Consider the following 13459-nt stretch of genomic DNA (forward strand, 5'->3'; position numbering starts at 1 on the left):
TGTCGTCAACGGCGCGAAGCCGTCGATATGCGGTCAGGCGGCCAGCTTCCTGAACGTCTCCAGCACCGCATCGCCCTTGAACGGCTTCACGATCCAGCCTTTCACGCCGGCCGCCTTGCCGCGCTCTTTCATCGCCGGGCTGCTTTCCGTGGTCAGCATGATCACGTTGACGACACTGTTCGCCAGTTCGCCGCGAATCTTTTCGACCATCGTCAGGCCGTCCATGTTCGGCATGTTGACGTCGCTGACGATCAGGCGGATGCCTGCATCGGCCTTCAGTTTCGCCAGACCGTCCTTACCGTCGATGGCCGTTGCCACGTCGAGGCCGTTTTTGGTCAGGAAGCCCGCGACTTCATCGCGAACCGTGCTGGAATCGTCTACCACCAGAATCTTTGCCATTGTCTTCTCCGTGCGTCGTCGACGCGTTTTGTCAAAATAAATCCAGCTCGCCCGCTTCGACCAGCGCGTCCATGTCCGTCGTTTTCTCCGAGAAATCCTCCGGCGACCAGCTCAGGCTGAAAACGAAGCGCTGATCGATCGTGAAGGACTGTCCGGTGTTGTCGTCGGTCAGACGGTAGCGAAAGCACAGTTGCGGGTTGTTCGAGCCGAACGAGATATAGCGGTGCTTGTGGTTGACCAGCAGCGGCACCTGCACGACAGCGCGCGGCGCCATGTTCTGCTGGTCGAGAAAACGATCCTTGAACGCGCCCCAGATCAGGTTGGTCAGTTCGCCGAGCAGGCTGTTGATGTCGCGGAAACCGGCCGGTTCGCCGTCCGGGTCGACGCCGCCATTGCCGTTCCCGTTACCGAGAATCTCCAGCAGCGGGCGCTCCTCGGTTTGCATCATCATGTAACCGCGGCACCACGCGCCTTCGAGCGGAATCAGGCTGAACACTTCGCCGAAGATGATCCGGTCGCGCACCACGCTGGGCGTGTCCCACGTCACCGTCAGGTTCTTGAACAGGCTGCCCAGACGCGTTTCGGTAATGTCGGAAATGCCTCTGACCAGCGCATTCGGAAAGTCGATGCTGAAGATGAATTCATCGACCGCCGCACGCAGCGTGTCGAGGTCGTCCGCATTGAAGGTCGCGCACACCGCCTGCCGCAGCGGCGCGGGCAAACCGTCGAGGTTCGCCGCGCCCGCACGGCGCAGGATGATCGGCAACTCGGGCCGCAATGCATCGATGCGCGCGGCGACCGCCGACGCTTCTTCGATCGAGCCGCCGTAATCCTCGCCGAGCACGATGCCGCCCAGGTCGATATTCGAGCGCAACACGGTCATCAACCGATGCCTGCGTGCCTTCAGCGCGATCAGGTTGTGCTCGCCGCAGAAGCGTTTGATGGCGTCGGCGTGGGCTGGACAGTCGTCGAGCACGAGCACCTTGCTGACGGGCTTGTTTGCATTCATTGCTGTGTTTCCTTGCAGGCGTGCTGCGCTAGAACAGTTCGAGCTCGCCTTCGCTGCTGGCTTCGGCTTCGATGGTCGCGACGAAGTCGAGCGGCGCGTTCGCGCATACGCACAGCGTCGCGCCGAGTTGCACGTCGCCGTCGACGACGATGTCGAACGCCCATGCGCAATCGGGCTTCAGTTCTTCGAGGTAATCGACGCACAGGCTGCTCAACGCGTACGGCGTGGACATGCCGAGATCGGGGAAGTGCGTGACCAGTTGCTGATTGACGAAGCCGCAGCAGAGGTTCGCGACTTCCATCAGCACCTCGGGCACTGTGCGTTCGGCGTTATCGCCGACGTAGTAGCGGCGGGTCGCTTCGTCGTCGTTGAAATGCAGCACGATCAGCAGACGGAACGCGATCGCGGAGATCGTCAGCACCACCGCGTCCTTGCCGGGCGGGGCAGGGCGGCGGGCGAGATCGACCGCGACGGTCTCGCAGCGATCGCCGGCGCGAAGCGTCAGGCGGGAGCGCGCCGCGTGACAGAAGATCGCTTCGATGCTGCGGCGGGCGTGGTCGGTGATCACGCGGCCGCCTTCGCCTGTTCGAGCTTCGACTGGAACTGCCGCGCCAGCATTTCGACGCTGCCGAGCGCGGCGGTGATCAGCTTGCCGCCCGCCTGAATGTCCTGAAACGTCGCGGTGGTCGTGAGGTCGTTGCGATTCAGGCTGTCGCGATAGCTCTTCGACAGTTCCTGCGAGCGCGACGCCAGCGAGCGCACTTCGCCCGCGACAATCGAAAAGCCGCGTCCGGCCGCGCCTGCCCGCGCGGCTTCGATCGATGCATTCAGCGACACGATCAGCACATGGTTGACGATCGACGACAGTTCGTGATTCTTCGTGTGCATGTCGCGGTTCTGCGACATCAGCGAGATCATCTGCTCGTGCCAGCGTTCGAACGTGACGGCGAGCGCTTTCAGGCGTTCCGCCTCGTGCGCGATACGGGCGGCGTGCTGACGCCAATCGTCGGCGTGGCCGCTTGCGAGCGCCACGGCGGCGTGCGCGTCGGCGGCGTCGCGAACGCTTTGCGCGAGTGCATCGTTCACGCGCGCGAGATCGGCTTCGAGCGCGTCGCGCAGCTGTTCGTCGTCAGCGATACGCTGTCGATGCACGCGGTCGGTTTCGGCCAGTAATGCGTGTTGCTGCACAACCTGCGCGCTGTGTGCGATGCGGGCTTTCGCCGCGCTCCATCGATGCAGGCACCACGCGGCGAGCGCGACCATCGCGCCGCTCGCGCCTGCTACCAGAAAATAGCTTCCAGACACTGACTGCTCCCGTCCTGCTAGCTTGCAATTGCATCGGCACGCGCCGGTGCGGCGGCTGATGTCGATACCACGGATTCGCCCAGACTATCGACCGCCCATTCTTCCGGCAGCGACACGATGGTCTGGAAGTGCCGGAAAGCGGCGCCTTGATGGTCGTCGGTGAAACGCAGTTCGATCCGGCCGTTTTCGCGCTTCAGGAAGTCGCGCACGGCATCCATGCCGACCCCGCGTCCCGACACTTCGCTGACGTTTTGCGCGGTCGAGAAGCCAGGGCGGAAGATCAGTTCCGCGATGGCTTCGTCGCTCACATGCGCGTCCGCGTCGAGCCAGCCGCGCGCAATCGCGACCTCGCGGATCTTTGCCAATGCGAGGCCGCGGCCGTCATCGCTGACGGTGATCTGCAACGCGTGCTCGTCGACGCCCATCTCCAGACCGATCGCGCCTGCTGCGGCCTTGCCGCCCGCGATCCGTTCTTCCGGCGCTTCGATGCCGTGGTCCATCGAATTGCGCAGCAGATGCATGAACACGTTGCGCAGCGTCGCGCCGGCTTGCGGGCGCACGCGATAGCCGTTGTCGGTGATGGTGACGCGCGGCGCTGCCTTGCCCAGTTCCGCCGCCAGCGACGGCAACGATCCCGTCACGCCCGACAGTGCATGGTCGAGGGTTTCGGTGCCGAGCAGACGCAGCGAACGGCTCAGCGTTTCGCGCATCGTCAGCAGCGCGGTGACGTCGTGCGGATCGGCGCCTTCGAGCAGATGCAGATGCTCCTGAATCAGTTGACGGTCGATCATCAGATAACGGTCTGCGTTGCCCGCGACACCGCCGCGCGCCGACGCCTTGCGCCCGAGGCTGACTTCGTTGATGGTCGTGTAGCTTTCGAGCGCGGCCTTCACCCGTTCGAGGTCTTCGATCAGCAGACGCTGATCCCACAGATCGTGGTTGTCCGACTGACGCAGCGCGTCGTAGCGTTGCTCGGTTTCATGCACGATGCTGGTCAGATGTTGCAGGCTATACGTGCGCGCATTGCCCTTCACCGTGTGCATGTTGCGGAACAACTCCGCGACGGCATCGTGATTGACCTGCGGATGCTGGCGGATGATCTTCTCGTTCGCGCTGATAAAGCCGGTCGCGCTTTCGACGAAGTGATGGAACTTGTCTTCGCTGACCGCGAGAATTTCGCCGATCATTTCCAGCCGGCGGCGTTGCTCGCCCGCTTCGGCGGCGAGCGCGCGCAACTCGGTGACGTCACGCACGCACAGCATCAACCGCACGACCACATCGGCTTCGTCGGTAATCGCCGACCAGCTCAGATCCAGCGTCTTCACGCGGCCGTCGGGCATCGTCTTCGAGATTTCGTTGACGAGCAGATGCTGGTTGAATTCGAAGTTCATGCTGTCTTCGCCGAGGCACGCATGCAACGCGGCATCGACTTGCGACAGCGCATCGCTGCCGAGATCGGTGCCTTCGAACACCAGATCGAGCAGCGCGCGTCCGGCGATATCGCGGCGCTCGAAGATCGCTTCGAGGTACGCCGAGTATTCCGGATGCACGCGACCGCCATCCACCACGGTCAGAATGCCTTGCTGCATGTTTTGCAGCATCGCCTGAATGTCGGCGGTCTTCTGCTTCAGTTGCAGCGAGCTGTGCTCGATCTTCTCGATCATGCCGTTGAACGCGACGATCGAATGACCGATCTCGTCCATCCGCCCGACCGGCACGCGGCGCGTGAAGTCCTGGCTCGATGCGATCTCGCTCATCATCGTCTGCATGCGGCTCAGCGGACGCGTGATCTGCCGGTACAGCAGCGAGCTGATGACCAGCAGCAACACGACGGCCGCGCCGGTGGCCGCGGCGAGCGCGGTGGTCGTCGTCGCGAGCGCGCCGTTCAGCGCCGCGATGGCGTCGTCTTTCTGACGGTTCTTTTCGATCCGCAGCGTCTCGACAATACCTTCGAGTTCGTCGCGATACTGCGCGACGTTGGCGAACAGATAGGCTTGCGCCAGTTCGTTCTTGCCCGCCGCCTTCATTTTTTCGGTGTCGTTGATCGCGTCGAAATAGTTCGACAGGCTTTCGCGCGCCTGCGTGACCAGACCGGTTTGCGCCTGGCTGTGAGCCGCTTTCTGCTGCACGTCGAGTGCGGCGCGCAACGAGGCTTCCTTGTTCTTCAACTGGTCTTGCGCCTGCGACACCATATTCGCGTCGGGCGCGTACACGAGGGTCATGGTCGCGAGCTGCACGTCCTTGACCTGCGAGACGAGATCGGCGGAAGCCAGTGCGCTCGGCACGACGCCCTGGGTGACGCTGCGTACATCGGCGGCGCTGGTGCGAGTCTGATAGACGGCATATCCCCCGATGGCCGCCAGTGCGACGAGCATCAGGACAACCAGCAGGGTGATGCGGTGACGAATGGTCATGATTTGAATCCCCGGAACAAAACGTGGCGCCTTCTGGTCTCTTGTCGCCCTGGAGGGCTTTTGTCTGATTTGGCGCGGGGATTATGGTCGTCGGTGCGTGACGTCTATGTGACGAAAGCGTATCTGGATAAGGGTTTTGCCTGATTTTCGACGAACCGAGGCGGCCCTCGAAAATATCGTCGGGCGCGGCCTAAAGTTCGTGTTTTTGCGGCCGTTAACCGGCAGCCGATGTGTCAGCCGCGGCGCAGTGAATGATGGTCGTGCGTCAGCGTGAGTCTTTTTAGCTGCCGGAACCGAGTCCCGGAAATCGTTCGGGCCGGCGACGACACCGGCCCTAGCCGCGAGGGCATCAGAGGCGCGTTATCAGGGTTGGCGTTTGCCGCGGCCGCCAGCGGGTTTACCAGCCGGGTTACGTGGACCCGCAGCCGGCTTGCCGGCGGGTTTGCTGCGCGGCTTTTGCGCGCCGAACGGGCTACCGCTGGACAGGCTCGCGCCTTTACCCGGCGCCGCAGGCTTGCGTTTGCTTTCGCCACCTTGCGGGCGCGGCTTTTTGCCGGGCGCCTGCGCGGCACCCAGCGCAGCGTGTGGCACTTTGGGTTTCTTGGGCTTTTTGGGTTTCTTGATGAGTTCGCCCGTCGCACTGGTTTGCGGCACGCGGTGTTCGGCTTCGAAACCCGGCTCTTCTTCACGGCGCAGCGTTTGCCGGATCAGCGCTTCGATCGCGGCCAGTTGCGGCGCTTCATCGGCGCACACCAGTGAAACCGCCACGCCGCTGGCGCCCGCGCGGCCGGTTCGGCCAATCCGGTGCACATAGTCTTGCGCGACGATCGGCAGATCGACGTTGATCACCAGCGGCAGGTCGTCGATATCCAGTCCGCGCGCAGCCACGTCGGTGGCGACCAGCATATTGACTGCGCCCGTCTTGAAGCGCTCCAGCGCACGCAGACGCGCGGGTTGCGGTTTGTCGCCGTGGATCGTGTCGACCGCATAGCCCGCTTCATCGAGCATCGCCGCCAGGTAATCCACGCCAATGCGGGTTTTGACGAACACCAACGCGTGTTCCCAGTGGTTCTCCGCGACGAGGTGCATGAAGAGGTCGGGCTTGTTCTTTTTATCGACCGTCACCACCCACTGCTTGATTCGGCTCGCCGTGGCATTAGGCTGACTGACGCTGATATCGATCGGGGCGCGCAGAATGCCCGCCGCCATCTCGCGAATGTCGTCGGTGAACGTGGCCGAGAACAGCAGGGTCTGCCGCTGCGCGGGCAACGCAGCAAACACGGCGTCGAGCTCGCGCGCGAAACCGAGATCCAGCATCCGGTCGGCTTCATCGAGCACCAGCGTCTGTACCTGATCGAACTGCACCGCGTTCTGGCGATTCAGATCGAGCAAACGGCCCGGCGTGGCAACGAGCACGTCCACGCCTTTGCGCAACGTCATCATCTGCGGGTTGATACTCACACCGCCGTACGCGGCCAGAAAACGCAGGTCGAGGCCTTTGCCATATTCGACAAAGCTTTGCAGCACCTGTTCGGCCAGTTCACGGGTGGGCACCAGCACCAGCACGCGCGCGCGGTTGCTGGACACGGCCGGGCCGTGTTGCACCAGGCGTTGCAACAGCGGCAGCGCAAAACCCGCTGTTTTGCCGGTGCCGGTCTGTGCGGCAGCCATGACGTCCTTGCCGCTGAGCACAGCAGGAATCGCCTTGGCCTGCACCGGCGTAGGTGTCTGGTAATTGAGATCCTGCACATTACGCAGCAAGGGTTCGATCAGGCCAAGCGAGGCAAAAGACATTGGCGTATTCCAGGCTAAAGGCGCAATTCTAGCGGTTACCACCCGGTTGCGCGGCAGGCGGCGCGGCGGCGGGCCGGTTGTTGCGCCATCGCCGGATACTTTTGAGCGCGACGGAATTGCGGATGTAGCGATGCCAGATGAAGGCGAGATCGAACAGCAGGATGCCGAGCCACCACAAATAGATGAACAGAAGCGCGGACAGCACCAGCGGCCACAACTTCGCGCCCGGCCCGTCGCTGCTGACCTTGAACCAGTACGCGTAGCCGACCGCGACCGCGACGAAGGCCGTGCCCAGCCCGACCATCGTTCTGCGTCCCCATCCCGGCTTGCGCGGAATCAGCCAGCACACCAGCGCGATCGCCGCCGACGCGAGAATCAGCACGGCGTTTCCCGTGCCGTCGCCAAACACGTCGGCGAGCCCGGGGAAGCCGGCGAGCGGTGCGGACAGAAACGTGACCACCTTGACCGGCAGCATCAGCAGACACACCGCCACGCCGACGACGAACACGGCGACCGCCAGCAGCCACCATTTCGGCGTCGAGCGTTTGACGAGCCGCGGCAGACGGCCTGCGACGGTCTCGGCGGTCAGCAGAAACGCGAGCGCAACCACGCTGGTGAACACCTCGTGAAGGCTCCACGGATGGTCGTCGGGCCATAGGAACGTCGTGACCGCCTTGAACATCACGTAGACGGCCGCGAGGTGCAGCACGAAGCACAACAGATACGGCACGACGAGACTGAACGCCGCCGGTAGCGCCTTCGATTTCGGTGCGCCGACCGGTTTCGCCGGCCTCGCCTCCTGACGGTCGGCCTCGGCTTCGGTGCTGCGGGGTTCGTCGGCCAGCACCACGTCGTCGAGGAAATGACGGAACAGCTTGCGATCGGTCCAGTAATCGTTATGCGCCTTGCCGGGGAACCAGTAGCGGCTGAAGCCGAAGTCGTCGTGCTGGCGAAACTCGAATGCGCCGCAACGACGCTCGCCGAGGTACTGGCGCGCCGTGTCGAGTTCGAAGCCGATGGGATCGGCGTAGTCGTAGTAGTTGCGCCATCTGATCGGCCGCACGATGGCTTGCGACGTGAACGGTTCGTTCGGCCAGAGTTTGGGCCACAGCAGCAGATGCTTGTCGATCGGCGAGCCGATCGTCATAAAGCCGCGAACATGCCGGATCCACTGATGACCGGGCGTAGCGCCGCTCTCGACGCGCGGTACGTCCGTGTCGCCCGGCAGCGCGGCCTGCGCCGCCAGCGCCTGCAGCATTGCCAAAAAGCTGATGACCGTGCCCTCGCTATGCGCGATCACATAGATTTCCGGCTCTTCGTTGTTTTCGGCATGTTCATAAAACCGCGCGACGATTTGCGTCAATGCCAGATGAAACCGGTTCACGATCTGTTTGCGATAACGTTCGAATTCCGCAACCAGCTGGACGTCGCCAATATAATCGGTCAGCAGCGAACCGAGATCGAATTTGAAAATCCCGGCTTTGCCTGCCGTCCATAGCAGGTTTTCCATCACCGCGACTGCTTCGATAATCTCTTCGGTTACGCCGGACGCAAGCGAAAAATCGTCGTCGGTCAATTTCGGCACGCTCGGATCGAGACTGCTGCGATACAGCGCCTGCGCACGCCCCACGATCGTCGAGCCCCACGCCTTGCTTTCCTCCAGCGTGTCGCCCATCGTCACGACGCCGCGCGGCACGTCGGCCCAATAGACTTCGGCAAAGCCGACATTCCACAGTACATGCTGGCGCGGTACGTCGAGCTGGCAGACATGCACTTCATCGGCATTGCCGACGCTGAAAAAGCCGAGCGGCATCACCGGCAGCGGCGGCTTGTCCAGCCGCCCGAGGCAACTGGCGACGGTGCGGATTGTCGCGCTGCGCTGCTGGCTGCCCACGCCGTGAATCGCCACGACGATTTTCTTCAGCGGCCGGTCGCTTTTGACGCGCAGCGTCGCGGGTGGAATCGCGGCCGGGTCATCGCTTGCGCCGCCGGATATTAACGTTTCATTCGCCATGATTCGGTTACCTCGGAATCAACGACTGCATAAAACACGACGCGTGCCCGTTCCGGTTACTGCTGGATAGTGGTTTAAATCATCGCAGTCATAGTGCTGATAATAAAAGTCCACGAGACGGCGCGTGTAAAGCGATTAAATGGCCGGATTATGTTCGCGGCCCCACATACAGCGCGAATTGCGGGTCGTTCTCGCAAAATGCCGGATGCCGGGCAGTGTTCCGGGCGAGTGCGCATCAGGTTTTTCACGTCGGTACTAACCCCGACTTCAGCGCGGCGAAATCCCCACTTCAGCGATGACAAATTGTGAGCCGCCCGAGCCTGAACGACACTGGCATCGACACTGGCGCAGCAGGTAAAAAGGCGCGCAACCCACGACACAGCGTGCCGGCGACAGTCAACCGGCTAACAGCACAAGGACACGGCGAATGACCTCAGGCGGGCATATCACGCACGAGCATGAAACTTCATCGCGGATCAGCGATATTCCGCGCCGCTGGGCCGCGGCGACGCCGACCGGCGTGGCGATCCGCGAGGAAGGCGAAGTCGTCAGTTTCGGGCGGCTGTGGGCGAATATCGAAGCGGCGACGGTTTTCCTGCGCGAGCATGGCGTCGGCATCGGCGATCGCGTGATGATCGTCACTGAAAACTGCACCGCGTCGATCACGTTGCTGTTCGCGCTGTCCGAACTCGGCGCGTGGCCCGCGGTGGTCAACGCGCGGCTGTCGGAGCGCGAGATCGAGTCGATTCGCGCGCATTGCACGCCGCGTCTGATGATCTTCACGCACAAGGCGTCGCCCGATGCGGTGCGCCACGGCGTGCAGTATCGCGCGCGGGATGTGTCGCCGCCGGGCCTGGGGCCGTTGATGATCGGCGGCTTCGATCCGGAAAGCGAACGCGAGCCCGAAGCGCTCGCGCGCGAAGTGGCGTTGCTGATCTATACGTCGGGCACGACCGGCAAGCCGAAAGGCGTGATGGCGACGCATCGCGGCCTGATGCATTTCGCGCGGGTGTCGGCCACCTCGCGCGACATGACGCCGGACGATTGCGCGTACGCCGTGATGCCGATCTCGCATATTTTCGGTCTCGCCACGCTGTTGCTCGCCACGTTCGAAGCGGGCGCGAGCCTGCATCTGTTCGCACGCTTCAAGCCGGACGACGTGGTGCACGCGCTGGCCGAAGGCGAAATCTCGATCCTGCAAGGCGTGCCGACGATGTTCACGCGTCTGCTCGCGCATCTGCGCGAGCATCGCATCGACGTGTCCGCGCCGAGATTGCGCTACCTGTACACGGGCGGCGGCCCGCTCGACCCCACGCTCAAACGCGATGTCGAAGCGACCTTCGGCCAGCCGCTGCATCACGGCTACGGGATGACCGAATACGCCGGTTCGCTGTTCATCACGCGGATGAACCGGCCGCGCAGCGACGTGTCGTCCGGCGAGATCGTCGAAGGCGCGGAGCTGCGTGTGGTGGATATGAACGGCTACGACGTGCCGCGCGGCGAACCCGGCGAACTGTGGGTGCGCGGCCCCGGCGTGATGCACGGCTATTACCGCGCGCCCGCGCAGACCGCCGAAGCGCTGCGCGAAGGCGGCTGGCTGAACACCGGCGACATCGGCAAGCTCGGACCGGACGGCGCGTTATTTATCGTCGGTCGCACCAAAGACCTGATCATCCGCTCCGGTTTCAACGTGTATCCGATCGAAGTGGAGTCGGTGATCAACACCTATCCGGCGATCCGGCAATCGGCGGTGGTGGGTCGTCGCACGGCGGACAACAACGAAGAAGTGATCGCCTTCGTCGAGATGAACGGCGGCGCGACGCTCGACGTCGACGAGTTGCAGCGCTTTCTCGAAGCCCGGCTGTCCGCGTACAAGCGGCCGTCGAAAATCGTCCCGCTCGACACGATACCCACCACGGCCAGCGGCAAATTGCTGAAGCAGCGGCTGCGCGCGCTGGTCGAGGAGATGCTCACCGGATAACCCGCAGCGAACCGTATCGGGCAACACCGCAACACCGCAACGCCGCAACGCCGCAGCACCCTCGAAAAAACGATGCGCCCACGGATGGCGCCTGGAGGAGACGATGAAACACATTGCAGCCGCAGCGTGTCTGCTGCTCGGCACGCTGGCCGCGCAGACCGCGAACGCCGCCGACTATCGGGTCGGCGTGGAATTGCCGTTCACCGGTCCGCTCGCGCAGGCGGGCACCGAAATGTATCGCGGCATCCAGGTCGCCGCCGATGTGTACAACCGGCGTCATCCGCAGGACAAGATCTCGCTGATCGCGATCGACGACGAATCGAATCCGGCGAAAGCCGTCGCGGCAGTCGAGAAACTGGCGTCGCAGAACGTCGTGGCGATTGCCGGTGCGGCGAACTCAAACTGCGCAGGACCGGCTTCCGAAGCCGCGGACAAGGCTGGCATCGTCTACATGACATCGGGCGGCACCAGCGACGATCTGATCAAGCGCGGCCTCAAGACTTTCTTTCGCGTCAGCAATACGCCGGGCTATGCGAAGGGCATGCTCGGACTGTTCGATTCGCTCGGCGTGAAATCGGTGTCGATCGTCTACTCGACCAAAGATGCGACCAGCGATCTCGCGAAACAGCTTGACGCGTCGCTGAAGGCGAAAGGCGTCACGACCACGATGCATCCGTTCGATCCGTCGATGACCGACTTCAAGCCGGTCATCAACAAGGTCAAGCTGCAGGACAAGCCCGATGCGATGGCGATGATCGGTTACGAAAACGACTACGTCGGAATTCTGCGCGCATCGAAAGTGCTGAAGCCGCAACTGAAGGCGATCGCTGCGCCGTGGGCCTTCGCGAGCCCGAAAATGGCCGCGTCGTTTCCCGACCTCGTGCCGAACGTGTATGGAGCGACCGTGCTCGCGTCGCCCGCCGATTACCGCTCCGCCGATCAGAAAGAATTCTCCGAGACCTATCAGCGTCTGTTCAAGACCGAATCGAACTACCAGTCGCAAACGTCGTTCGCATACGCGCAACTGCTGTTCGACGCGATCGGCGCGGCCGGCCACAGCGGCGCGCTGCCGAAGGGCGGACTCGCGGACGCATTGCGCAGCGGCAACGGCGACGGCTCGTTCCTCGGCAAGGTCGCATTCGACGCACGCGGCGACAACCCCGGCTACGTCGCGCACATGGGCCAGTTCCGCAGCGACGGAAAGCTCGTCGTCGTGTCGCCCGCCAGCTATTCGACCGGCAAGCCGCAGTATCCCGGCGTGCCGTGGCAGTGACCGCCCGCAGAGGCCAGACGCATAGCCCGTGCGGGCCATTGACCTTTACCTCACCTCGAAAGCGGAAAACCAGACAGCCATGATCCGAGATCAGGAAACGATGAATGTGTTGCTCGACAACGTGTCGCGCTTCGTCCGCGAGCGGCTGGTGCCGAACGAGGAGCGCGTCGCGGAAACCGACGAAATCCCCGCCGATATCGTCGACGACATGAAAGCGCTCGGCCTGTTCGGCCTGACGATTCCCGAGCAATACGGCGGCCTCGATCTGACGATGGAAGAGGAAGTGCGGGTGATGTTCGAGCTTGGAAAAACCTCGCCTGCGTTCCGTTCGATCATCGGCACGACGGTGGGCATCGGTTCGCAAGGCATCGTGATCGACGGCACGGACGAGCAGAAGCAGACGTGGTTGCCGAAAATGGCGACCGGCGAGGTGATCGCGAGTTTCGCGCTGACGGAGCCGGAGTCGGGATCGGACGCGGCGTCGCTGAAAACGCGCGCGAAACGCGACGGCGATCACTACGTTATCAACGGCACAAAGCGCTTCATCACTAACGCGCCGCAAGCGGGCGTGTTCACGCTGATGGCGCGCACCGATCCCGACAATCCGCGCGCGGGCGGCATCACCGCGTTCATCGTCGATGCGAAGACGCCGGGTATCAGCTTCGGCAAGCGTGACAGCAAGATGGGCCAGAAAGGCGCGCATACCTGCGATGTGATCTTCGAAGACTGCAAGGTGCCGGTCGCGAATGTGATCGGCGGCAAGGAAGGCGTCGGCTTCAAGACCGCGATGAAAGTGCTCGACAAAGGACGCATTCATATCGCGGCGATCTGCGTCGGCGTCGCGCAGCGCGTGCTCGACGATGCGTTGCGCTATGCGATCGAACGCAAACAGTTCGGTCAGCCGATCGCCGAATTCCAGCTGATCCAGGCGATGCTCGCCGATAGTCAGGCCGAACTCTACGCAGCGCGTTGCATGGTCGTCGATGCCGCGCGCAAACGCGATGCGGGCGACAACGTCAGCACCGAAGCGTCGTGCGCGAAGCTGTTCGCGTCGGAGATGGTCGGGCGGGTGGCGGATCGCGCGGTGCAGATTCACGGCGGCGCGGGCTATGTAGCCGACTACGGCGTCGAGCGCTTCTATCGCGATGTGCGGTTGTTCCGCATTTACGAAGGCACGACGCAGATCCAGCAGATCGTGATTGCACGCAACATGATTCGCGCCGCATCCGGGCAGTAGGCATCGTTGCCCGCGCGTGCGGGGCACGACACA

General features: G+C 63.1%; 10 protein-coding genes. 3 read left to right on the plus strand and 7 right to left on the minus strand.

All coding sequences use genetic code 11. From position 1 onward, the window contains the following. Window positions 1-33: 33 nt before the first annotated feature. The 7 genes from PW947_RS30700 to PW947_RS30730 all read right to left on the minus strand — a co-directional run bounded on the left by PW947_RS30700 (window position 34) and on the right by PW947_RS30730 (window position 8935). Entirely contained in the window at window positions 34-399 is a 366-nt protein-coding gene (locus tag PW947_RS30700; protein WP_299636595.1) for a response regulator, read from the minus strand. A 31-nt stretch (window positions 400-430) separates the two neighbouring features. Next, a complete protein-coding gene (locus PW947_RS30705) occupies window positions 431-1408 on the minus strand; it encodes a chemotaxis protein CheX (protein WP_299636596.1) in 978 nt (325 codons plus the stop codon). Window positions 1409-1436: 28 nt separating this feature from the next. After that, window positions 1437-1976, minus strand: coding sequence for a hypothetical protein (locus PW947_RS30710; protein ID WP_299636597.1), 540 nt, complete (start codon window positions 1974-1976; stop codon window positions 1437-1439). Then, window positions 1973-2713, minus strand: a complete 741-nt coding sequence (locus PW947_RS30715) for a methyl-accepting chemotaxis protein (protein ID WP_299636599.1) — start codon at window positions 2711-2713, stop codon at window positions 1973-1975. Before PW947_RS30715 ends, PW947_RS30710 begins: the two co-directional genes overlap by 4 nt. 17 nt (window positions 2714-2730) lie before the next feature. Then, complete coding sequence (locus tag PW947_RS30720) at window positions 2731-5127, minus strand: ATP-binding protein (RefSeq protein ID WP_299636601.1); 2397 nt, start codon at window positions 5125-5127, stop codon at window positions 2731-2733. A 363-nt stretch (window positions 5128-5490) separates the two neighbouring features. Then, window positions 5491-6921: a DEAD/DEAH box helicase gene (locus PW947_RS30725; RefSeq protein ID WP_299636603.1), complete on the minus strand. Its 1431-nt coding sequence runs from the start codon at window positions 6919-6921 to the stop codon at window positions 5491-5493. A 28-nt stretch (window positions 6922-6949) separates the two neighbouring features. Further along, on the minus strand, window positions 6950-8935 hold the full coding sequence (locus PW947_RS30730; protein ID WP_299636605.1) for an MFS transporter: 1986 nt from the start codon (window positions 8933-8935) through the stop codon (window positions 6950-6952). A gap of 427 nt (window positions 8936-9362) precedes the next feature. On the opposite strand from PW947_RS30730, the gene PW947_RS30735 reads away from it, so the two are divergent. The 3 genes from PW947_RS30735 to PW947_RS30745 all read left to right on the plus strand — a co-directional run bounded on the left by PW947_RS30735 (window position 9363) and on the right by PW947_RS30745 (window position 13426). After that, the gene (locus tag PW947_RS30735) at window positions 9363-10916 is read left to right on the plus strand and encodes a class I adenylate-forming enzyme family protein (protein ID WP_299636606.1); all 1554 of its coding nucleotides are present in this window, start codon (window positions 9363-9365) and stop codon (window positions 10914-10916) included. A gap of 103 nt (window positions 10917-11019) precedes the next feature. Next, window positions 11020-12189 (plus strand): ABC transporter substrate-binding protein, encoded by a 1170-nt coding sequence (locus tag PW947_RS30740; protein WP_299636608.1) that lies wholly within the window; start codon window positions 11020-11022, stop codon window positions 12187-12189. A 79-nt stretch (window positions 12190-12268) separates the two neighbouring features. Next, window positions 12269-13426 carry an acyl-CoA dehydrogenase family protein gene (locus tag PW947_RS30745; RefSeq protein ID WP_299636610.1) on the plus strand — a complete coding sequence of 386 codons (1158 nt, stop codon included), beginning with the start codon at window positions 12269-12271 and terminating at the stop codon, window positions 13424-13426. Window positions 13427-13459: the final 33 nt, after the last annotated feature.

This window comes from Paraburkholderia sp. (assembly GCF_028283785.1).
Taxonomy (GTDB): Bacteria; Pseudomonadota; Gammaproteobacteria; order Burkholderiales; family Burkholderiaceae; genus Paraburkholderia.